Source organism: Microbacterium laevaniformans (genome assembly GCF_016907555.1).
Classification (GTDB): domain Bacteria; phylum Actinomycetota; class Actinomycetes; order Actinomycetales; family Microbacteriaceae; genus Microbacterium; species Microbacterium laevaniformans.
Map to the genome: position 1 here is coordinate 1779621 of NZ_JAFBCE010000001.1, position 20880 is coordinate 1800500.

Here is a 20880-nt window from a genome sequence, read left to right on the forward strand (position 1 = left end):
ATGACCGCTCTCGCCGCCTCCCCTGTCCTGCACCGCCCAGACGGGTCGGCCCTTCGCGTCCTCGTCGTCGACGACGAGCAGATGCTCACGGACCTGCTCTCGATGGCGCTGCGCATGGAGGGCTGGGAGGTCCGCACGGCGGGGTCGGGATTCGACGCGCTCGCGCAGGCGCGCGAGTTCGATCCCGACGCCATGGTGCTCGACATCATGATGCCCGACCTCGACGGCATGTCGGTGCTGCAGCGACTGCGTCACGCCGGCAACGATGTGCCGGTGCTTTTCCTCACGGCGAAGGATGCCGTCGCAGACCGCGTCGCGGGCCTCACCGCCGGCGGCGACGACTACGTCACCAAACCGTTCAGCCTGGAAGAGGTCGTCGCGCGTCTGCGCGGTCTGATGCGCCGCGCCGGCACCGCGACAGCGGGCGGCGCCGACCCCGTCCTGCGCGTCGGTGAGCTGACGCTGAACGAGGACTCCCATGAGGTCATGCGCGGCGACACCGAGATCGAGCTGACGCCGACGGAGTTCGAGCTGTTGCGCTTCCTCATGCGCAACCAGCGTCGCGTCGTGTCGAAGGCCCAGATCCTGGACCGCGTCTGGAACTACGACTTCGGCGGACGCTCGTCGGTCGTGGAGCTGTATATCTCCTACCTGCGGAAGAAGATCGACGCGGGCCGTGACCCGCTCATCCACACGGTGCGCGGCGTGGGCTACATGATCAAAGCTCCGCAGTGAGCGCAGCGCCTGCGCCGAAGAAGGTCCGACGGCGACCGCAATGGAGCCTGCAGACGCGACTGATCGCGGCCGTCGTCGGCATGGTCACGCTGATTCTGGCGATGATCGGCGTCGCCACCAGCGCGCTTCTCGGCAACATCCTGTCCGGCCAGCTCGACACACAGGTGCGCGATGCGGCAGCCAGTGTCAGCGCGCAACTGCTCTCGCAGAAGGTGGACTTTGGCACCGTGCAGTCCGCGTACACCGTGCTGCAGGAGGCGCGCGTGCGAACTCCCGGAGTGCTGCTGATCGTGAGGTCGGCGAGCGGCTTCGACGGGGCGTACCTCGACGGCAACAGCGTGAAGTCGCTGACGGACGCACAGGTACTCGAGATCGCCAACGCATTCGGCTCCGGTCCCTCCGCGACGGGGACGGTGGACGACATCGGCACCTACCGGCTGTTCACCACCGGCGCCGGTCCCTACGCGATCGCGGTCGGGCTGCCGGTGTCGACCGTGAACACGACCATTGCGCAGATCCTGACGACCGTCGCCCTCGTCACCACCGGAGGGCTGCTGCTGCTGGCGGCCGTCATCGCCGTGGTGATCCGCTATTCCCTTCGGCCGCTTCGGGCCGTCGCCGCCACGGCGACACGCGTCGCTGCGCAGCCGCTGGACTCGGGCGACGTCACCATCTCCGAGCGCGTCCCGGCATCCGAAGCCGATGCGAGCGATGAGATCGGGCGTGTCGGTGCCGCACTGAACACTCTGCTCGACCACATCGACGTGTCACTGGCCGCCCGGCAACGCAACGAGGAACGCATGCGCTCGTTCGTGGCCGACGCCAGCCACGAGCTGCGCACTCCCCTGGCGGCGATCCGCGGCTACTCCGAGCTTTCCCTGCGGTCGCTGCGGACCGTGAACGCCGCCGGCGACGCGGCCACACCGGCCCAGGTCGCGATCAGCGCCGAGCAGTCGGAGCAGAGCCTGGAGCGCATCCAGTCCGCCTCCCTGCGGATGACGGCGCTCGTCGAAGACCTGCTGCTGCTGGCTCGACTCGACGAGGGCAAGGAACTCGTGTACGGCGCCGTCGACCTCACGCGAGTGGTCGTCGACAGTGTCGCCGACGCACAGGTCGCCGGCTCAGGACACGAATGGCAGCTGGATGCCGCCGAAGAACCGGTCGTCGTCGCCGGAGATGCGATGCGTCTGCATCAGGTCGTGGCGAACCTGCTCACCAACGCCCGCGTGCACACGCCGGCAGGAACGACGGTCACCGCGAGCGTCGCCGTCGAGGAGGGCGACGCCGTCGTGCGCGTCACCGACAACGGTCCCGGCATTGATCCGGTGGTCGCCGGCGAGCTGTTCGAGAGGTTTGCGCGCGGCGACGCCTCCCGCGCACGCCAGACCGGAGGTACCGGCCTGGGCCTGTCGATCGCGAAGGCGATCGTCACCGCGCACCACGGCACAATCTCCGTCAACAGCGAACCGGGACACACCGAGTTCGAGGTACGACTGCCGGCGCGCCCGGCGGCCCCGCACGCGGCCGACGCGCCGGCCTGACCCGGGCTGCGCGCGACCGGGGCCGAGACCGCCCCGACGACCGGGCGCACGCGGCCCCCGCACCAGGCGTGCGGTGCCGATCAGTAACCCGAGAAGGCGTCCGTCGTGAGTGTCCGAGCCTTCTCGAGGGCGGGGGCGAGATCCGCGATGAGACGCGGCGGACCCGACACGTAGGCATGCCGCGAGGCGAGATCGGGCACCATCTGCAGCAGTCCCGCGGCATCCAGACGGACGCCCTGCGCCCACGTCCAGTGCCCGGGAAGCGTGTCGGGTTCGGTGCGAGTGAAGACGATCACCGGAATGCGGGCGTGTTCGAGCTCGTCGCGAAACGCGAGCTCTTCGGCATCCGCGGCGACGTAGACGAACACCACGTCACGCTGCTCCCCCGACAGGCGCAGGTGGCGCAGCTGCGAGACGAAGGGCGTGACGCCGATGCCGGCGGCGACCATGAGCACCGGCGCCGACGCGCGCGCCGGCAGGACGAAGTCGCCCCACACGCCGGTCACCGCGAGCTGCTGGCCCGGCTCGACGAGCGCGAGCGCCTTCTTGTAGCTGGACTGCGATCCTTCGCGCAGCGCGATGCGCACCTCCGGCAGCTCCTCCGGCGCCGAGACGATGCTGAACTCCCGCCGCGTGCCGCGCGCATCGGGGCGAGGGTGCGGCACCTCGAGCTCGAGATACTGCCCCGCGACGAAACGGAAGCGCCGTTCCGCCCGGAACGACAGCTCGCGCACGGTGGGCGTGAGGACGACACGTTCCTGGAAGGTGAGGCGCACCGCCGTACGTAGGGCGAAGACGAAGGCGATGAGGTTGCCGACCAGCAGCGCGCGCTCCTGACCGAGACTGACGTCGCCGACGTCGACGGGCCAGCCGGCGAGGACGCCGACCACCGCCGCGACCACGAACTGCTGCCACCGGCGCGGGGGCAGCGTCAGCGGCTCGGAGAGCATGAAAGCGCCGAGGAACAGGAACGGCGACGACCAGAGGATGTTCCAGAACACCGTCCCCGCATCGAGTGCGAGCCCCGCCTGCTGGTACTGCAGCGTGGTGCGCACGAAGGCGACCGCCACCGCGACGACGAGGAAGAGCGCGCTGATGCGCACCTTCTCGGTGCGAACGAGCACGACGAGGCCGAGCAGGATGACGGGTCCGGCGAGGAAGGGGGAACCCACCCACCATGCGGACGAGCCCAGGTCCGGCAGCGACAGGCTCAACATCGTGAGCACCGTCGCGCCGACCGCAGCGGGATTGAAGATGTGGCGTCCCTGCCAGACCAGCAGGTACTTGGATGCCGAGGCCACCAGTCCCGCGACGGCGATGCCCACGAGCGCCGCCGGCTCCACCGTAGGGCGCAGGACGAACAGCAGGATCAGCACGGTGACGAGCGACGACTCCCACCGCCAGTCCTTGCCGAGCACGCGGTGTGCGATCGCATCGGTCGCGGCACAGGCCAACGCGAGCACGAGGAGGGTAACCAGCAGCTCCCACGGCGAGGGCCCGACCGCTCCCGCGAAGGACAGCACGAGAGCGATCGCGGCCAGGACGGCGAGCGCGAGAACGACCAGGCGGTACATCGATACGCGACCGAGCACCGCCAGGGTGCGACTCCATGCCGCGGTGAGTGAGCTCGTCACAGGAACAACTCTGCCTTACTGTCGGGCGACCACTCCACGCGGCCGTCGGTGGTCATACGCACCCACGCCGCGGCGTGAGCGTCGGCGAACGCGGGTCCGCCGTCGAAGAAGAGCGCGGTGGCGGCGGCATCGGCGGTCATGGCGTCGGCAGCGACCGCCCACGTCGCGGCGATCGTGCGCACCGGCTCTCCGGTGCGCGCGTCCAGCACGTGATGCAGTCCCCCGCCGTCCGCGGCCGGCCAGGCGCGGCGCTGGATCGCGGACGCGCAGAGCGCGGCATCCGTCACCCGCCACACCCCGATCGCGCGCGTCGGGTCGAAGGGGTGCTCGAGTGCGATCGTCTCGCTGCCGCGCAGAGCGATGTCGCCGCCGGCGTCGACCGTCACCGCACCCTCTACGTGCGCCGCGACGCGACGCAGCACGCGGTCGGCGAGGCGCCCTTTGCCGAGCGCTCCGACATCGATCGTCGCCGGCGTGCGCAGGGTGAGCCGATCGCCGCCCCATGTCAGCAGCTGCGACCATCCCGCCGGAGCGGCTTGCGCGCCGTGGTCCACGAGCCCGTACTGGGCGTCGTAGCCACGGCGCGCGAGCGCGTCGCCGATGAGCGGGTTGACGGCTTCGGCCGTGGCCTCGCTCAGCGCGAGGAACAGATCCAGCATCGGCGCCGCATCGACGGGCGCCGGGATGGGTCCTGCCGCCGTCGCGAGCGCGGCGATCTCGGCATCGGGCCGAAATCGCGACCACGCGCGGTCGAACGCGTCGATCAGAACACCGACCTCGGAGCGCACCGTGGCGGACAACTCCACGGCCGTGTCGATGCGCCAGCGCGTGCCGATCGCCTCGAACTCCCAGCGGAAAGCGGGGGGCGTGGACGAGTCGGGCGCGGTCACGCCTTCGCTTCGGTCTTGATCTCTTCGATCGCCTTGTTGAATCCACCGCTGGTCAGCGACGAACCGGCGACGCGCGACACCGAGATGTCCTCGATCTTCTTGCCGACGACCTCGGAGCTGATTCCGCCGATGAACTGGCTCTGATACTGCTTCGACTCGCTATTGGTCGGATTTCCGCTGACCTGCACGTCGGTGATGACGTCGTCGGCGAGCGTCACGGTCACCGAGATCGTCTCGACCGATTCGGGAGTCGAGTAGGAGCCTTGGGCGGAGTAGGTGCCGTCCTTGTACGCGGCGGTGGAGGCGGCGGACCCGGCGCTGCTGGTGGCCGATGCCGAGGCGGCGGCGGACGGGGTCGCTCCCTCCGCGGGGGCGGTGGTGGGCGAGGCGGTGCTCGTGGTCGTCGCGGAGCAGCCCGCGAGAGCGATCATTCCGAACACCGAGGCGGCGGCGGCGCCGGCGCGGACGGAACGGGGTACAGCGGTGGTGCGGATCATGATGGTCCTCCTTCTGTCGTGCCCTGCCGCTTCAGATGCGCGGGGGCACATCGCGGTGGCGCTTTCCACGCTAGCGGCGCGCTCGGACGAGACCCCTGCGTTTTCCTATGCATTCGCATTGAGAACCGGGCGCCTGCGCAGCGCCTTGAACACCTCTACCGCGAGGAACACGGCGCTTCGGCTCAGGCAGAAGGTTGGGCCCGATGACAGCATGTCGGGCTCGCGCGTCGTCCGCCGTCAGGCCGTCCTCTCCGACGCGAAGCAGGCGGCGAACCTCCGCGACGTCAGCGGCGTGCGGGGCGGCAACGGTGAGGTCGACGTCGGCAGCAGCGTGGGCGCTCATACCGCGATCCGAGGAGGCGCACTTCGCCGCCGCGGGTGCGATCGCCAGGATGACGTCCGGCGACGCTCACGCCGCCGCGACCGGGGGCGGCGGGCTCAGGCGGCGCCGTCGAACATGCTCGTGACCGAGCCGTCCTCGAAGACCTCTTTGATCGCGCGCGCGAGCAGCGGAGCGATGGGCAGAATCGTCAGCCCCGGGAAGCGCTTCTCGTCCGCAAGGGGAATCGTGTCGGTCACGACGACTTCGTCGATCGCGGCATCCTGCAGGCGCTCGGTCGCCGGAGCGCTGAACACCGCGTGCGTGGCCGCCACGATGACCCGTTCGGCCCCGTTGGCCTTCAGCGCCTGCGCCGCCTTGACGATGGTGCCGCCGGTGTCGATCATGTCGTCGACGAGCAGGCAGACGCGACCCTCGACGTGTCCCACGATCTCGTTGACGGTCACCTGGTTGGCGACGTTCGGGTCGCGGCGTTTGTGGATGATCGCGAGAGGCGCTCCGAGCGAGTCGGACCACTGGTCGGCCACGCGCACGCGCCCGGTGTCGGGCGAGACGACGGTGAGGTTGGCACGGTCGTCGGTCGAAAGGCTGTTCTGGAAGTACTCGAGCAGCACGGGCTTGGCGAACAGGTGATCGACCGGTCCATCGAAGAACCCCTGGATCTGAGCGGCGTGCAGGTCCACGCTCATCACGCGGTCGGCACCCGCCGTCTTCAGCAGATCGGCGACGAGACGCGCGCTGATCGGCTCGCGACCGCGACCCTTCTTGTCCTGACGCGAGTAGGGGTAATACGGCGCGACGACGGTGATCCGCTTCGCGGAGGCGCGCTTGGCGGCATCCAGCATGATCAGCAGCTCCATGAGCCACTCGTTCACCGGGGGGCCGAAGGACTGGATGATGAAGGCATCGCAGCCGCGGATCGACACCTCGAAGCGGGTCAGGATCTCGCCGGAGGCGAACGTACGATGCTCGGTCGGTACCAGCTCGGTGCCGAGCGCCTGGGCGACGTCATGCGACAGGGTCGGATGCGAGCTGCCGCTGGCGACGACCAAACGCTTCTTGGTCTTGGCGACGAGTCCGGGGGCGATCCCGCGCTCGACGTCCAGGTCAACCGTGTGCTTCTTGCGCGCCATGGTCCGCTTCCTGTGCAGTGCGGGAACGTGCGGCAGCCGCGGCCGCGGCCGTTCCCGGTCGGTGGTTCTCGACCCACCCCTCGACGTTGCGCTGGGGGGCAACGCTCAAGGCGAGAGCTCCGGGCGGGACGTCCTTCCGGATCACCGCACCGGCACCGGTCTTGGCGCCATCTCCGATCCTAACGGGCGCGACGAAGACGTTGTGCGAGCCGGAGTGCACCTCGTCGCCGATCTCGGTGCGATGCTTGGCGATGTCGTCGTAGTTCGCGGTGATCGCGCCGGCGCCGAGGTTGACGCCGCGTCCGATCGTCGTGTCGCCGATGTAGGACAGGTGGGGAACCTTGCTGCCTGCGCCGATGGTGGAGTTCTTCGTCTCCACGAACGTTCCGATCTTGCCTCCATCGGCCAGCACGGTACCCGGCCGCAGATAGGCGAACGGTCCGACCGAGGCGCCCGCCCCGATGACGGCGAGCGTCGCATCAGTGCGGCGGACGACGGCGTTCTCGCCCACCTCGCAGTCCTCCAGCGTCGTGTCGGGTCCGATCGTGGCGCCGGCAGCCACGGCAGTGGCGCGCAGGATGTGGGTGTTGGGCAACACCGTCACGTCGGGCGCGAGGGTCGCGGTGACATCGATCCAGGTCGTCGCCGGATCCTGAATCGTGACGCCGTCGAGTTGCCACCGGCGCACGGTGCGCGCGTTGAGCAGGCGCCCGGCCTCGGCGAGCTGCGCGCGATCGTTGACGCCGAGCGTCAGCGAGACGTCGGAGACGACGGATGCCGTGACGGCGAGCCCCGCGGTGCGGGCCAGGCCCACGACGTCGGTCAGATACTTCTCGCCCTGCGCGTTCTGGGTGCCCACACGCGCCAGCTGCGAACGCAACATTTCCGCCTGGAAGACGTAGACGCCCGCGTTGATCTCGGTGATCGCCGCTTCCGCGGCCGTGGCGTCCTTCTGCTCGACGATGCGCTCCACGCCGCCGTTGGTGGCGCGCACGACACGGCCGTAGCCGGTCGCGTCGTCGAGCACGGCCGACAGCAGTGTGATCGCAGCCCGGGACGAGCGGTGGTCTCGGATGAGGGCGCTCAGCGTCTCGGCATCGAGCAGGGGGACGTCACCGGAAAGCACCAGCACGTCGCCGGCGAAATCGGGGACGGCGTCCAGGGCGACTTCGACGGCGCGACCCGTGCCCGGGATCTCGTCCTGGTCGACCACGACGACCTCGGGCGAGATACCGGTCACCGCATCGGCGACGAGATCCCTTTCGTGCCGGACGACGACGAGAACGTGGGCGGGCGACAGGTCGCGGGCCGTGTCGAGAACGTGCCCGACGAGGGGGCGGCCCCCGATGCGGTGCAGCACCTTCGGCAGCGACGAGCGCATGCGCGTACCCTGCCCCGCGGCGAGGATCACGACGGCGAGGGACGCATCCAACCTGTTCTCTGTCATGCTCCGCCGCCAGGATTCGAACCTGAACCTCACAGCTCCAAAGGCTGTCGTGCTGCCGTTACACCACGGCGGACCGCACCCCACGAGACGGCGGGTGTGCCGCTCCAGTCTGCCAGTCCCGACCCCGGATGACCGCATCGCCGTGCTCAGGCGAGCATGAGGAAGAGCTTCTCCAGCTCGTCGGCGGTGACGCCGTCTTCCGCGGCTGCACCCTCCGGATCGGACAGACACTCCCGCAGCGCCGTGGACACGATGGCGAAGCCGGCGCGGTCCAGCGCGCTGGAGACGGCAGCCAACTGCGTCACGACGTCGCGACAGGGCTTTCCCTCCTCAACGGCGGCGATGACCGCATCGAGCTGGCCCCGCGCACGGCGCAGACGGTTGGCGATCTTGCGCTGCGCGGCGCCGTCGTGCGCCGTCGCCGCGTCGGATGCGGACACGTTCGTCGTCACCGCCCGAACACGCGGGCGAGGAAGCCGCCGCCGGCTGCCTGCTCGTGGCCGGGGCAGCGCTGGGATGCCGGCACGTTCTTCATCACCTGGTCGACGTGCTGGCCGCAGCCGGCCCACGTCGTCTTGCCGCAGGTTCGGCAGGTCACTGCTGAGCACATGGGAGTTCTCCTGTTCGTTGTTCGTCGGTCGTGCCAGAGAGGGGAAGAGTCCGCGCGCCTCAGACGCGTGTGCGGTCGGAGACGAGCACGGCATCCGCGTGCTCACCGAGAACGGCGCGCAGCGTCAGCATGCCGCCGGACAGGGACGCCGAGTCGAACCCGGCCTGCGCGAGGACGCGGTGCGCGATCGCGGAGCGTACGCCCGACTGGCACATGACGCGCACGGGTCGCCCGGCGGCGGCGGCACGCACCTCGTCGAGCCGGCCGCGCAACGCGGTGTGCGGGATGGCGAGCGCCCCGGGCAGATGCCCGGTGGACAGTTCCGCGGGGGTGCGCACGTCGAGGATCAGCGCGGTCTCGGCGACCGCGTCGACGTCCTGCGCGTACCAGAGGCGGAGGGCCCCGCTCCGGACGTTCTCGCCGACCATCCCGACCATGTTGACGGGATCCTTCGCGGAGCCGTACGGCGGTGCGTAGGCCAGGTCGAGGTCGATCAGCTCATCCACCGCCCAGCCCGCACGGATGGCCGTCGCGAGCACGTCGATCCTCTTGTCGACCCCGTCGGCGCCGACGGCCTGCGCTCCCAGCAGCAGGCCGTCACTCCGACGGATGTGGACGACCAGATGGATCTGCGAGGCGCCGGGAAAGTAGCCGGCGTGCTGGCCCGGATGAAGGTGCAGCGTGTCCGCGTCGATCCCGGCGGCGGCGAGCGCGGCGCGGTTCGCGCCGGTCATCGCCACCGTCTGCGCACCGACACGGACGATCGCCGTCCCGACGGGGCGCGGAAGCGGACGAGCGTGCTCCGGACGGAGAATCGCGTCGGCGACGAGCCGTCCGGCGCGGTTGGCGGGTCCGGCGAGCGCGACGGGACGCACGGCCCCGGTGACGGCGTCGACGGATGCCGTCGCATCACCGACCGCGTAGACGTCGGGCAGCGAGGTACGTCCGTGCTCGTCGATGATCATCGCCCCACGCACGCATGCGACGCCCGCGGTCTCGAAGACCGCCGTGTCGGGACGAACACCCACCGAGAGCACGACGATATCGGCGTCCAGGCGGGTGCCGTCGTCGAGGACGACGACGTCGCCGTCCTCACCGGATTCGACCGCGGTGGCCGCGGTGCCGGCGCGCACCTCGATGCCGAGCGTCCGCAGTTCCGCGGTCACGAGGGCGGCCAGCTCGTCCTCGAGCGGGGGCAGCACGTGCGGCGCGAACTCGACGACGGTGGTGTGCAGCCCACGCTGGGCGAGCGCTTCGGCGGCCTCGATGCCGATGAAGCCCGCCCCGAGCACGACGGCACGGCGCGCACCGGCCTGGACGCGATCACGCAACGCGACCGCGTCCTCGACGCTGCGCAGCGTCCGCACCCGCGGCGAGTCCAGTCCGGTGATGGGCGGCGTCGCCGCGGCGGCGCCCGGAGCCAGCACGAGGGCGTCGTAGTGCAGGGTGTCGACACCGTCTGCGCTCATCACGGTCACGGTCTTGGCCGCGGCATCCACCGCCGTCACCTCGTGACCGGGGCGCACGTCGAGCGCGAGAGACGCTTTCAGCGAGGCCGGGGTCTGCACGAGCAGAGCGGACTCATCGGCGATCTCTCCGCCGACGTAGTAGGGCAGGCCGCAGTTCGCGAACGAGACGTGCGCGCCCCGCTCGAGGACGATGATCTCGGCCGCCTCATCGAGCCTGCGCGCACGCGCGGCACAGCTCATGCCTCCGGCCACTCCCCCGACGATCACGATGCGCATCTGTTCTCCTTCTCGAACGCGTATTCACACGATACCCCTGGGGGTATTTTGACGCAACTCCGAGCGCCGCCGCGACGATAATGGAGGCATGTCCACCGAGCACGACGAAGTCGACCGCATCGTCGGCGCGTGGGGCGCCCAGCGACCGGATCTCGACTTCTCGCCGCTGGAGGTGCTCTCGCGGGTGGATCGCCTGTCGCGTCATCTCGACCGGGCGCGACGCGAGGCGTTTCGTCGCAGCGACCTCGAACCCTGGGAGTGGGACGTGCTGTCGGCACTGCGACGGGCCGGCGAGCCCTACCAGCTCAGTCCCAAGCAGCTGCTGCAGCAGACGCTGGTCTCCAGCGGCACGATGACGAACCGCATCGATCGCCTCGTCGGACGCCGCCTGGTGCGCCGCGAGGCCGATCCCGGTGACGGACGCAGCGTTCTGGTGACGATCACCGACGAGGGCAAGACCCGCGTGGATGCCGCGATCACACGCCTCGTCGACGCCGAAGCCCTGCTGCTCAGCGTGCTGTCACGCTCCGATCGCGAGCGACTCGCGGGCCTGCTGCGAAAGCTGTCGCTGGGCTTCGACTCCTGACAGCCGGCTCAGCCGATGAGCTCGGAGAGCTCGAACCAGCGCTCCTCCAGCGCAGCGATCTCGGCCTCGATCTCGCCGATCGCGCGCATCTTCTCGCCCAGCCCCGCGTAGTCGGACTGGTCGTGGTCGGCGAGGGCGGTGCGCGCGGCATCCGCCTGCGCGGTGAGCTTCTGGATGCGCCGCTCCGCCGCGGCGAGCTCCTTCTGCGCGGCGCGGAGGTCGGCGCCGGCCAGCGCCGGAGCAGTGTCGCCCTCCGAGCCGGCCACGACGGGCGCAGCCGGCTGGTCGCGCTGAACGGCGCGGAGCCTCAGGTATTCGTCGATGCCTCCCGGCAAGTGCCGTAGCCGTCCGCCCATGACCGCGTACTGCTGGTCCGTGACGCGCTCGAGGAAGTAGCGATCGTGGGAGACGACCAGCAGCGTTCCGGCCCACGAGTCGAGGAGGTCCTCGATGGCAGCGAGCATGTCGGTGTCGAGGTCGTTGGTCGGCTCGTCGAGGATCAGCACGTTGGGCTGATCGAGCAGGATCAGCAGCAGCTGCAGGCGACGCTGCTGGCCACCGGACAGATCCTTCACGGGCGTCGACAGCTGCGCCGAGCTGAAGCCCATGCGCTCCAGCAGCTGGCCCGGCGTGAGCTCGGATGCCTTGGAGCCCGTTCCGATGGTGTAGCTCGTGCGCAGCCCCGAGATGACCACGCGCACCGGATCGTCCAGGTATTGGTCGAGCTCGTCCATCCGCTGCGTGAGCGTCGCGACCTTCACGGTCTTTCCGCGCTTGACCCGACCGTGGGTGGGCTCGACCGTGCCGGCGATGAGACCGAGGAGCGTGGACTTGCCGGCGCCGTTGACGCCGAGGATGCCGGTGCGCTCCCCCGGCGCGATGCGCCACTCGACGTCCTGCAGCACCAGTCGATCGCCGTAAGTCACGCCGGCGTCGAGCAGGTCGACGACGTCCTTGCCCAACCGGGACACGGCGAGCGACTGCAACTGCACCTTGTCGCGGATCTCGGGGACGTCAGCGATGAGTTCATTGGCCGCCTCGATGCGGAACCGCGGCTTGCTGGTGCGCGCCGGCGCGCCGCGGCGCAGCCACGCGAGCTCTTTGCGTGCGAGGTTCTGTCGACGCTGCTCGATCACGGCCGACTGGCGGTCGCGCTCGACGCGCTGCAGCACGTAGGCCGCGTAGCCGCCCTCGAACGGCTCGACGATGCGGTCGTGCACCTCCCACGTCTTGGTGCAGACCTCATCCAGGAACCATCGATCGTGGGTGACGACCAGGAGCGCACCCTGGGATGCCGACCAGCGCCGCGTGAGGTGCGCGGCGAGCCAGGCCACCGCTTCGACATCGAGGTGGTTCGTGGGCTCGTCGAGCGCCAGCACGTCCCAGTCTCCGACGAGCAGCTGCGCGAGCGCGACCCGTCGCCGCTGCCCTCCGGAGAGTCCGGCGACCGGGCCGTCCCAGTCCAGATCCCCCACGAGACCCGCGATCACGTCGCGCACACCCGCGTCACCCGCCCAGTCGTGCTCGGCGCGGTCGCCGACGACGCTCTGCGCGATGGTCAACGTGTCATCGAGCGTGTCGCCCTGGTCGAGCACGCCCACGCGCACGCCGCCGCGCACCGTCACGCGCCCGGCATCCGGCGTGAGGCGGCCGGCCAGCATGGCCATGAGGGATGACTTGCCGTCGCCGTTACGACCGACGATGCCGATGCGGTCGCCCTCGTCGACGCCGAGCGAGACGCGGTCGAACACGACCTTCGTGGGGAATTCCAGGTGGAGGCCTTCAGCCCCGAGCAGATGCGCCATATCGGTTCCAGGCTACGCGAGCGGGCGGACGGCCGATGGCCCCGTTCCCAGCATGGCCGGAGAGATGACATGAACACGTCGCCGCGATCTTCGCCGACTTCGAGATGCCCAACCTGAAGAACATCGATCCGAGCGACGAGGCCGCCATGCAGAAGCTGCAGGAGGCTCAGGCCAAGGCCGAGGAGATCTCCACGAAGGGCCAGGAATCCTCGACGAAGCTGACCGCCGAGGCCAAGACTCTGCAGGAGGTCTGCGGCAGCTGAGACCTCTCACCAGTCGGGGCCCGGATCCGACACCGGTCCGGGCCCCGCGTGGATCCAGGGCTCAGTACCAGAAGCTCAGACGCGGCGGCACCGTCGAGGCGAACAGCCGCGCCAGGCGCGACGGATCGTCGGCGACGAGCCTGCCGGCCCGCGCCAGCGTGACCGGCGAGACTCCGCCCAGCAGGATGGCCGACAGCTCGACCACCCCGAGCGTCGCCGTGGGCACTCCCACCGGCGGCTCATCGACGATGTCGACCCCGGCGAGGCCCTCGGCATCCACCGTCAGCACGAACGTGCCGGCGGCGATGCCGAGCGGGTCGGCGACCCGCAGCGTCACGGCATCGGCGACGTCGTAGGTGCGCGCCGACAGGGCGGCCGGTACATCGAGGATCCGCGTGTAGTGGTGGTCGCGCACGGTAACGGTCGCGGCCCGCTGGTCGGCGATCATCCACCACAGCGGCTCGTCGAGCGACAGTTCGCCGGCGCGCACCGTGGCGATGAGGTCCATCGTCAGCAGGAAGCGCCACAGCCCCGCGTACGCCTCGTCGGTCGCCGCGACCAGCAGCAGGACATCGACGGTGGACGCCACGAAGTCGTGCTCGTTCTCCGTGACCTTGTACAGGGCGACGCCGTCGACGTCTCCCGTTGCGGAGCGGTACTGGACTGCCCGCAGCTCCTCGGCCTTCTCGACGTCGGGTCGGGTGCCGAAGAAGCGGTCCCAGTGCCCGCCGGGCATGTCGATCTCGCCCGGCGTCTGCGCGCGCACGCGCTCGTGCAGCGCCGCGGCGATCTCGCGCCCCTGCGCGCGCGTGACGAAGTCGATGCGTCCCGGCGCATCGGGGCCCACCCACCGCGCCCGACGGGCGTCGATCGTCCACTGCGCGGCGAGCGCAGCGGGCGCGAAGCCGAAGCGGCCGTAGATCGTCGACTCGCTCACGGTGAGGATCGCGACGGGAAGCCCGCGCTCCACGGCGGTGCGCAGCTCCCCCGTCATCACGGAGCGCAGGATGCCGCGGCGGCGATGGGTGGGGGCGACGGTCACCGAGCTGATCGCGCAGGCCGGAACGGTCCCGCCGGGAAGGGTCAGCTCCGCCGCCCACGAGGCGAAGGTCGCCACCGGCACGTCCGGCTGGGGAGCGGTCCCATCGAACACGCCGATCTTGCGCCGGTACGCCGTGTGCGCGAAGAACGCGTCGCGCTGCACGTCGGTGCGCTCACCGCCCAGGAAGCCGCGGGAGACGGCCTCCAACCAGGCGTCGGTCTCGGTGCGCAGCGCATCGTCGACGCGCCGCACGATGAGCCCGCGGCCGGCGAGGTCGTCCGTCATGGTGCGGTCCAGCGACGCATCGTGGTGAGGGTGGCGATCGGACATGCGGTCTCCGTTCGTGAGGACGGTCTTCGGTCGATGTCTGCCCGGTGCGGCAGAGGTGCAGAAGTTAGGAGGTGATGACGCGCGCACCGGGGACGGGTCCGTGCACGTGCAGCACCCGCGAACCCGGTGCCGCCGAAGCGGCGAGTTCGGACGCCAGCGCCGACGCCCCGCGCTCATCGGCGGCGAGGAAGGCGACGGTCGGCCCGGACCCCGAGACGAGCCCTGCCAGCGCACCCGCGCGGTGACCTGCGCGCAGCGTCTCGGCCAGCGACGGCCGCAGCGAGAGGGCGGCGTCCTGCAGGTCGTTGCGGACGGCCGCGGCGAGTGCGGCGGGATCGCCCGCACGCAGCGCCTGCATCACGACGGGGTCGGCGGCGGGGACACCGTGGGCCGGCGCGATGTCGGGCAGCTCTCTCAACCGGTCCAGTTCCCGGTACACCGCGGGGGTCGCCAGTCCGTCCTCACTCGTCACGAGCACCCAGTCGAAGCGGCCCCGTGCCAGCGCCGGAGCGAGCTCGTCGCCGCGCCCCGTGCCGATGGCCGTCCCCCCGAGCACCGCGAACGGCACGTCCGCGCCCAGGGGCGCCGCGAGTTCTTGCAGTTCGAGGGTCGTGAGAGCTCCGCCGAGCAGCTCGTTGACGGCCACGAGAGCCGCCGCGGCATCCGCCGAGCCTCCGCCCATGCCACCGGCGACGGGTACGCCCTTGTGAATGTCGAGGTGGATGCCGCCGCGCCACCCCAGCCGCTCCGCGACGCGCCGCGCGGCGCGCACGGCGAGGTTGGACTCGTCGAGGGGTACACCCGACACGTCCAGATCGCCGGTCACCGTGAGCGTGAAGTCGTCCGCGACCCGCGCCCACACGTCTTCGTACGCGGACACCGCCTGATACACCGAGGCCACGTCGTGGTAGCCGTCGGGCTGGACGTCACCGACGTCGAAGGCGATGTTGATCTTGCCGGGCGCACGCACGTGCACCCGGCGACCGGCCGCCGCAGCGGTCGTCACGAAGCGTCCGCCCACACCTCGCCGATACCGGCGGAGATGACGTCGATGCGCTCGAGCTCTTCCGCGTCGAAGGCGGGACCGTCCACGGCCGCGAGGTTCTCATCGAGCTGCTGCGGGCGCGAAGCGCCGATGAGCGCCGAGGCCACCACGCCGTCGCGCAGCACCCACTGCAGCGCGAGCTGCGCGAGGCTCTGTCCGCGCTCACGGGCGATCACGTTCAGCGCGCGCAGGCCCTCCAGCGCCGTATCGGTCAGACGGCGCCCGGGCAGCGACGAGCGCTCCTGCGACCGGGCCGAGGTGCCGTCGCCGAGATAGCGATCGGTGAGCAGGCCCTGCGCGAGCGGCACGAAGGCGATCGCCCCCATCCCCTCCTCCCGGAGCACGCCGGTCAGGCCGTCTTCGATCCATCGCCCGAGGATCGAGTAGGACGGCTGATGGATGATCAGCGGTGTGCCGAGCTCACGCGCCACCGCGGCCGCCTTCGCCGTCTGCTCGGGCTCGTACGACGAGATGCCGACGTAGAGCGCCTTGCCCTGACGCACGAGGGTGTCCAGCGCCGCGACCGTCTCCTCGATCGGCGTCACCGGATCGAAGCGGTGCGAGTAGAAGATGTCGACGTAGTCGAGCGACATGCGCGTCAGCGACTGCTCGGCGCTGGCGAGCAGGTACTTGCGCGATCCCCATTGGCCGTAGGGCCCGTCCCACATGTCGTACCCGGCCTTGGACGAGATGATCAGCTCGTCCCGGTAGGGCCGGAAGTCCTCTCGCATCATGCGCCCGAAGTTCGTCTCGGCGCTGCCGTAGGGCGGACCGTAGTTGTTCGCGAGATCGAAATGGGTGATGCCGCGGTCGAAGGCGTGGCGCAGCAGCGCGCGCTGGTTGTCGAAGGGGACGTTGTCGCCGAAGTTCCACCACAGCCCTAGCGAGATCGCCGGCAGATACAGCCCGCTCGAGCCCACCTGACGAAACGCGGAGGCGGAGTAGCGGTCGGATGCCGCGGCGTACGGACGGTGCAGGTCGCCGCCGCGCGAGGCGGGGAAACGCTCGGAGGTGTCGGTCACCCGTCCAGGCTATCGACCGCGACCGCTCACCGGGCCTGTCGCTCCCGAAACGCGCGGGAAACGCCGGCAACGTACGCTGAGGCTCTCCGACGATGAAGGGCGGTCCGCGTAATGGCAGCACTGGAGGCACTCTCGCCGCACCCGCATCCCTGGTCGAGCCTGCTGGCCCGCGACGACCTGCGCTGGGTGGACGGCATCCTCCACGTCGTCCACGACGACCTCACGCCCGAGATGGCGCGCATCGCGGACATCGGACTGGTCGCCGACGCCCTGGTCGCCGCCGGCATCGATCCGCTGCTCGCCCAAGACGACCACGGCGCCGTGGTGATCGTGGTCGATGCCGCGGAGGGACGCGCGGCCCTGCGCGCCCTCGCCGCCACCGGAGCGCAGGAGCCGCTGTACGCGAAGACGCCGGGCGGTCCCGCCCGCCTCGCCGTCGATCTGCCCCTCCCCGACGCCGACGCCGTGTGGGCTCTGCGGCTGTTTCGCCCGCGGATCACGCAGAGCGGATCACTGCGCTACGGCAGCGCGCAGGGGGTGCGTCTGGAGACGTGGCGGACAGCCGGCGAGCTTGTCCACACACCACGACCCAACGCGCTCACGCGGCGGGTCTTCCCGGCATCCGACCTCGTTCCCACGACGGTCTGGCGCTATGGCAGGTCGTGGCGCACCGTGGTGGGCATGTTCGACGCACGCCCCCACCAGGTCAGCGTCGACATCGACATGGTCTTCTCCTGGGTCGACGGATCGGCCAGCGAGTTCCAGCGACAGCGCGCCGCGCAGCAGGAGGAGTACGTCGTCGGCAAGGGCGACGACGGGCCCGCCCGCTACCGTCACGTCGACGAGCTGCGGTATGCGCTGCGCAGCGTCCACATGTACGCACCCTGGGTGCGACGCATCTTCATCGCCACCGACTCGCCGCATCCCGCCTGGCTGGCGGAGCACCCGCGGGTGACGGTCGTGCGCAGCGAGGAGTTCTTCGCCGACCCGTCCGTGCTCCCCACGCACAACTCCCACGCCGTCGAGGCGCAACTGCACCGCATCGACGGGCTGGCCGAGCAGTTCCTCTACTCGAACGACGACATGTTCTTCGGCCGCCCCGTGACGGCCGAGATGTTCTTCACCGCGGGCGGTCTCACCAAGTTCGTCGAGTGCGACGTCCGCATCGGGGCCGGTCCCACGCGCACGGAACGATCCGGCCACGACAACGCGCTGCGCGTCAATCGAGAGCTCCTGCGGGAGCGCTTCGGGCGGGTGATCCTGCGCGACCTCGAGCACTGCGCGGCCCCGATGCGGCGAAGCGTGGCCGCGGAGGTGGAGCGCGAGTTCGCCGACGACATCGCGCGCACGGCGGCATCCCGCTTCCGCAGCGCGACCGACGTCTCGGTGACCAACAGCCTCTATCACTACTACGCGCTGATGACCGGACGCGCGATCGCGACGAACGAGCCGCGCGTGCAGTACGTGCAGACCACGATGGCCTCGTCACTCAAGAAGATGCGCCGTTTGGAGCAGCGCCGCGACGCCGACATGTTCTGCCTGAACGACGGCGGCGAGACGGAGGTGCCGGAGGAGCTGCGCGTGCGGATGCTCCGCGAGACGCTCGAGCGGATGTTCCCGGTGCGTGCCCCGTGGGAGACGCCGGTCAGTGCAGCACGGACACCGGGCGTGTCGGCGGCGCCGACGGCCGCTGCACGCCGACGCCGGTGATCCCCGCGTCCGCGAGGAGTCGCTGAGCCGCCTCGGGGTCGGTGTACTCCATGACGCGCGATACGTCGACCGGGACCACGGAGTGGACGACGGTGTCGTCGTACACGTGGACGAGGTTGTAGGACTGCGCGCCGTCCTGCGGACGGGTGCCGCCGACCGGCACGGTGAGATCCTGTGCGTAGCAGGTCGAAGAGGCGACCGAGACGGGGATGCCGGCAAACGTCGCGAACGTCGAGTAGTGGAGATGCCCGGCGATGATCGCGCGGACGTCGGTGCCGCGCACCACACGGGCGAGCCGGGCTTGGTCGCGCAGCTCCACGCTCGCCGCGAGCGCGAGCACGCTCGGCACGGGCGGGTGATGCATGGCGAGGATCGTGCCCAGCGGCGCGGGAGTGGCGAGCACCGCGGCGAGCCAGGCCAGCTGCGCGTCGCTGATCTCGCCGTAATGATGCCCCGGCACGGAGGTGTCCAGCGTGACGATGCGCAGGCCGTCGAACTCGTCGACGCGATCGACGGGGCGAAGGTCCGCATCCTCGTCGCCCCACAGCTCGCTGCGGAACGCGGCGCGATCGTCGTGGTTTCCCATCACCCACACCACCGGCGCCTCGAGGCGTGCGGCCACGGGTTCCACCATCGCGCGCAGCATCGCATAGGCGGCACGTTCGCCGAGGTCGACGAGGTCACCCGTCACCACGATCGCGTCGGGACGCACGCCCGACGCTTCGATTCCGGCCAACGCACGAGCGAGGTGTTCCTCCCCCGAGACGCGGTCCCAGATGCGCGAGCCGGCGGCGCGCAGATGGGTGTCGCTGAGATGGAGCAGGACCCGTTCGGGAGCAGGATGCTCGGCCATACGCATGGGCGCAATGTTACAAGCATGTTTCGTGACGGCGTGGTGAACATTGCGCGTCGTGTCGCCGATCGATCGACGGCGGGCCCGCGGCGACGACGCCGGCGTGCCTTCCGATGCCTACCGGGGAGCGCGGGCGATGGCGACGAAGTCCGCGATCGTGAGCTGCTCACCGCGCGCCGTCGGGTCGACACCCGCCGACTCCAACACCGCCGAGGCCGCGCTCGATGAGCCACCGAGTATCGGCGCCAGCGCCTGCCGCAGCATCTTGCGGCGCTGCTGGAACGCGGCATCCACCACCTGGAACGTCGCGCGACGCAGAGCCTCGTCGCCGCGCGGCTCGGGGTCACGACGGAACCCGACGAGCACGCTGTCGACGTTGGGCACCGGCCAGAAGACCTGCCGAGAGACGGTGCCGGCCAGCCGCCACGGGCCGTACCAAGCGGCCTTGACGCTGGGCGCCCCGTAGACCTTGGATCCCGGCGGAGCGGCGAGCCGCTCCCCCACCTCCGCCTGCACCATCACGACACCGCGCTCAAGGCCCGGAAAGGTCTCCATGAAGTGGAGCAGCACCGGCACGCTGACGTTGTACGGCAGGTTGGCGACGAGCACGTTCGGATCGCCCGGAAGCGCGGTGACGCGAAGGGCGTCGGCATCCACGACCGTCAGCGCAACGTCGGCGACGCCGTGCGACGCGGCCGTGGCCGGCAGACGCTCGGCGAGGCGATGATCGATCTCGACGGCGGTGACCGCAGCGCCGGTCTCGAGGATCGCGAGCGTGAGCGACCCCAGCCCGGGACCCACCTCGACGACCCGGTCGGCGGCCGTCACCTCCGCGACGTGCACGATCTTTCGCACGGTGTTGGCATCGACGACGAAGTTCTGACCGAGCTTCTTCGTCGGTGTCACGTCGAGGTCGGCGGCGAGCGCGCGGATCTCGGCGGCTCCGAGCAGGGTCACGGGCATGCGCTCCAGCCTATCCGGCGGAGCCTGCACCACGATCGGCAGTGCGCTCGTCGCCTAGGGGACCCAGTAGCCGACGGCACACAGCAGACGCGTCTCGTCGTCGGCATCCGCGGGCGGTGCGATGGCGGGAGGGAACACGCCCCACTGGCGCCACTCGTCCGCGAACGCCACGACGTGTTCCTCGAGACCGGCGATCAGCTCGGGTGACAGATGGAACGGGATGCCGAGATGCTTCGCGATCTGCCACGCCTGGAATGCCCGGTACGTGGCCAGGTGCGCGAGCCCTTCGGCGGCCGGGTAGTCGCCGTAGCTGAACCGGAACGTGTCGGCGTAGCCGCCGGCGCGGACGGCGGCGGTCGCGGCATCGTTGCGCGCGTCGTAGGCGCCGATCGGATCATCGCCCAGCAGATCGACGCCGCGCAGGTCGTCGCCGTCGACCGCCGCGCGTCCGCGCAGGACGTCGGGAACCCACGCCTCGTCGTACGTGTGCGCCTGCAGGATGTCGCGGACCGTGGGGTTCGCCATGGAGGTCCACTCGGCAGGTGCTGACCGGGTGAGATCGGCCGGATCGATCCGGTCGATGACGTCGCGCAGGGCCGCGTCGGAACGCAGAAACAGCTCGTCGGTGTTCATGCGCCGACGCTAGCCCGGGCCACCGACATCGCTGCGCGCACGACGCCGGCATCCAC

Annotated in this window: 21 protein-coding genes and 1 tRNA gene; 5 read left to right on the top strand and 17 right to left on the bottom strand. The window is 70.4% G+C overall.

What is annotated here, in order from left to right:
- Both JOE53_RS08415 and JOE53_RS08420 read left to right on the top strand, forming a co-directional pair.
- On the top strand, positions 1–735 hold the full coding sequence (locus tag JOE53_RS08415; protein WP_271171038.1) for a response regulator transcription factor: 735 nt from the start codon (positions 1–3) through the stop codon (positions 733–735).
- Positions 732–2276, top strand: coding sequence for a sensor histidine kinase (locus JOE53_RS08420; protein WP_309297569.1), 1545 nt, complete (start codon positions 732–734; stop codon positions 2274–2276). The genes JOE53_RS08415 and JOE53_RS08420 overlap by 4 nt, the downstream gene beginning before the upstream one ends.
- A gap of 80 nt (positions 2277–2356) precedes the next feature.
- Here JOE53_RS08420 and JOE53_RS08425 read toward each other — a convergent pair whose 3' ends face one another.
- From JOE53_RS08425 to JOE53_RS08470, 10 genes are all read right to left on the bottom strand, one after another.
- Positions 2357–3910 (bottom strand): FAD-dependent oxidoreductase, encoded by a 1554-nt coding sequence (locus JOE53_RS08425; protein WP_204947400.1) that lies wholly within the window; start codon positions 3908–3910, stop codon positions 2357–2359.
- Entirely contained in the window at positions 3907–4800 is an 894-nt protein-coding gene (locus JOE53_RS08430; protein WP_204947401.1) for an FAD:protein FMN transferase, read from the bottom strand. Before JOE53_RS08430 ends, JOE53_RS08425 begins: the two co-directional genes overlap by 4 nt.
- Positions 4797–5297, bottom strand: coding sequence for an FMN-binding protein (locus JOE53_RS08435; RefSeq protein ID WP_204947402.1), 501 nt, complete (start codon positions 5295–5297; stop codon positions 4797–4799). Before JOE53_RS08435 ends, JOE53_RS08430 begins: the two co-directional genes overlap by 4 nt.
- Positions 5298–5367: 70 nt before the next feature.
- Entirely contained in the window at positions 5368–5640 is a 273-nt protein-coding gene (locus JOE53_RS15195; RefSeq protein ID WP_204947403.1) for a cation-transporting P-type ATPase, read from the bottom strand.
- Between the two features lie 95 nt (positions 5641–5735).
- Entirely contained in the window at positions 5736–6770 is a 1035-nt protein-coding gene (locus tag JOE53_RS08445; protein ID WP_204947404.1) for a ribose-phosphate diphosphokinase, read from the bottom strand.
- Positions 6745–8217 (bottom strand): bifunctional UDP-N-acetylglucosamine diphosphorylase/glucosamine-1-phosphate N-acetyltransferase GlmU, encoded by a 1473-nt coding sequence (glmU, locus tag JOE53_RS08450; protein WP_204947405.1) that lies wholly within the window; start codon positions 8215–8217, stop codon positions 6745–6747. Before glmU ends, JOE53_RS08445 begins: the two co-directional genes overlap by 26 nt.
- Before the next feature lies 1 nt (position 8218).
- A tRNA-Gln gene (locus JOE53_RS08455) sits at positions 8219–8290 on the bottom strand.
- Between the two features lie 73 nt (positions 8291–8363).
- Complete coding sequence (locus JOE53_RS14985) at positions 8364–8669, bottom strand: metal-sensitive transcriptional regulator (RefSeq protein WP_016464641.1); 306 nt, start codon at positions 8667–8669, stop codon at positions 8364–8366.
- The gene (locus JOE53_RS08465; RefSeq protein ID WP_005052456.1) at positions 8666–8827 is read right to left on the bottom strand and encodes a hypothetical protein; all 162 of its coding nucleotides are present in this window, start codon (positions 8825–8827) and stop codon (positions 8666–8668) included. Before JOE53_RS08465 ends, JOE53_RS14985 begins: the two co-directional genes overlap by 4 nt.
- A gap of 59 nt (positions 8828–8886) precedes the next feature.
- Positions 8887–10572, bottom strand: coding sequence for an FAD-dependent oxidoreductase (locus JOE53_RS08470; RefSeq protein WP_204947406.1), 1686 nt, complete (start codon positions 10570–10572; stop codon positions 8887–8889).
- A gap of 88 nt (positions 10573–10660) precedes the next feature.
- On the opposite strand from JOE53_RS08470, the gene JOE53_RS08475 reads away from it, so the two are divergent.
- Positions 10661–11158 (top strand): MarR family winged helix-turn-helix transcriptional regulator, encoded by a 498-nt coding sequence (locus JOE53_RS08475; RefSeq protein WP_016464639.1) that lies wholly within the window; start codon positions 10661–10663, stop codon positions 11156–11158.
- A gap of 8 nt (positions 11159–11166) precedes the next feature.
- Here the strand turns inward: JOE53_RS08475 and JOE53_RS08480 are convergent, their stop codons facing one another.
- Positions 11167–12963, bottom strand: coding sequence for an ABC-F family ATP-binding cassette domain-containing protein (locus JOE53_RS08480; protein ID WP_204947407.1), 1797 nt, complete (start codon positions 12961–12963; stop codon positions 11167–11169).
- Between the two features lie 104 nt (positions 12964–13067).
- Between JOE53_RS08480 and JOE53_RS08485 the strand changes: the two genes are divergently transcribed.
- Positions 13068–13226: a hypothetical protein gene (locus JOE53_RS08485; protein ID WP_204947408.1), complete on the top strand. Its 159-nt coding sequence runs from the start codon at positions 13068–13070 to the stop codon at positions 13224–13226.
- Between the two features lie 61 nt (positions 13227–13287).
- On the opposite strand, the gene JOE53_RS08490 is transcribed toward JOE53_RS08485, so the two are convergent.
- The 3 genes from JOE53_RS08490 to JOE53_RS08500 all read right to left on the bottom strand — a co-directional run bounded on the left by JOE53_RS08490 (position 13288) and on the right by JOE53_RS08500 (position 16665).
- Positions 13288–14598, bottom strand: coding sequence for a GNAT family N-acetyltransferase (locus JOE53_RS08490; RefSeq protein ID WP_204947409.1), 1311 nt, complete (start codon positions 14596–14598; stop codon positions 13288–13290).
- Positions 14599–14662: 64 nt separating this feature from the next.
- Entirely contained in the window at positions 14663–15604 is a 942-nt protein-coding gene (locus JOE53_RS08495; RefSeq protein ID WP_204947410.1) for a 4-(cytidine 5'-diphospho)-2-C-methyl-D-erythritol kinase, read from the bottom strand.
- Positions 15601–16665: an aldo/keto reductase gene (locus tag JOE53_RS08500; RefSeq protein WP_005052424.1), complete on the bottom strand. Its 1065-nt coding sequence runs from the start codon at positions 16663–16665 to the stop codon at positions 15601–15603. Before JOE53_RS08500 ends, JOE53_RS08495 begins: the two co-directional genes overlap by 4 nt.
- A gap of 111 nt (positions 16666–16776) precedes the next feature.
- On the opposite strand from JOE53_RS08500, the gene JOE53_RS08505 reads away from it, so the two are divergent.
- A complete protein-coding gene (locus JOE53_RS08505) occupies positions 16777–18375 on the top strand; it encodes a stealth conserved region 3 domain-containing protein (protein WP_204947411.1) in 1599 nt (532 codons plus the stop codon).
- Here JOE53_RS08505 and JOE53_RS08510 read toward each other — a convergent pair.
- From JOE53_RS08510 to JOE53_RS08520, 3 genes are all read right to left on the bottom strand, one after another.
- The gene (locus JOE53_RS08510; RefSeq protein WP_005052418.1) at positions 18311–19234 is read right to left on the bottom strand and encodes a phosphodiesterase; all 924 of its coding nucleotides are present in this window, start codon (positions 19232–19234) and stop codon (positions 18311–18313) included. The genes JOE53_RS08505 and JOE53_RS08510 overlap by 65 nt on opposite strands.
- 111 nt (positions 19235–19345) lie before the next feature.
- A complete protein-coding gene (gene rsmA, locus JOE53_RS08515; RefSeq protein ID WP_005052416.1) occupies positions 19346–20191 on the bottom strand; it encodes a 16S rRNA (adenine(1518)-N(6)/adenine(1519)-N(6))-dimethyltransferase RsmA in 846 nt (281 codons plus the stop codon).
- 54 nt (positions 20192–20245) lie between these two features.
- Positions 20246–20824, bottom strand: coding sequence for a DinB family protein (locus JOE53_RS08520; RefSeq protein WP_005052414.1), 579 nt, complete (start codon positions 20822–20824; stop codon positions 20246–20248).
- Positions 20825–20880: the final 56 nt, after the last annotated feature.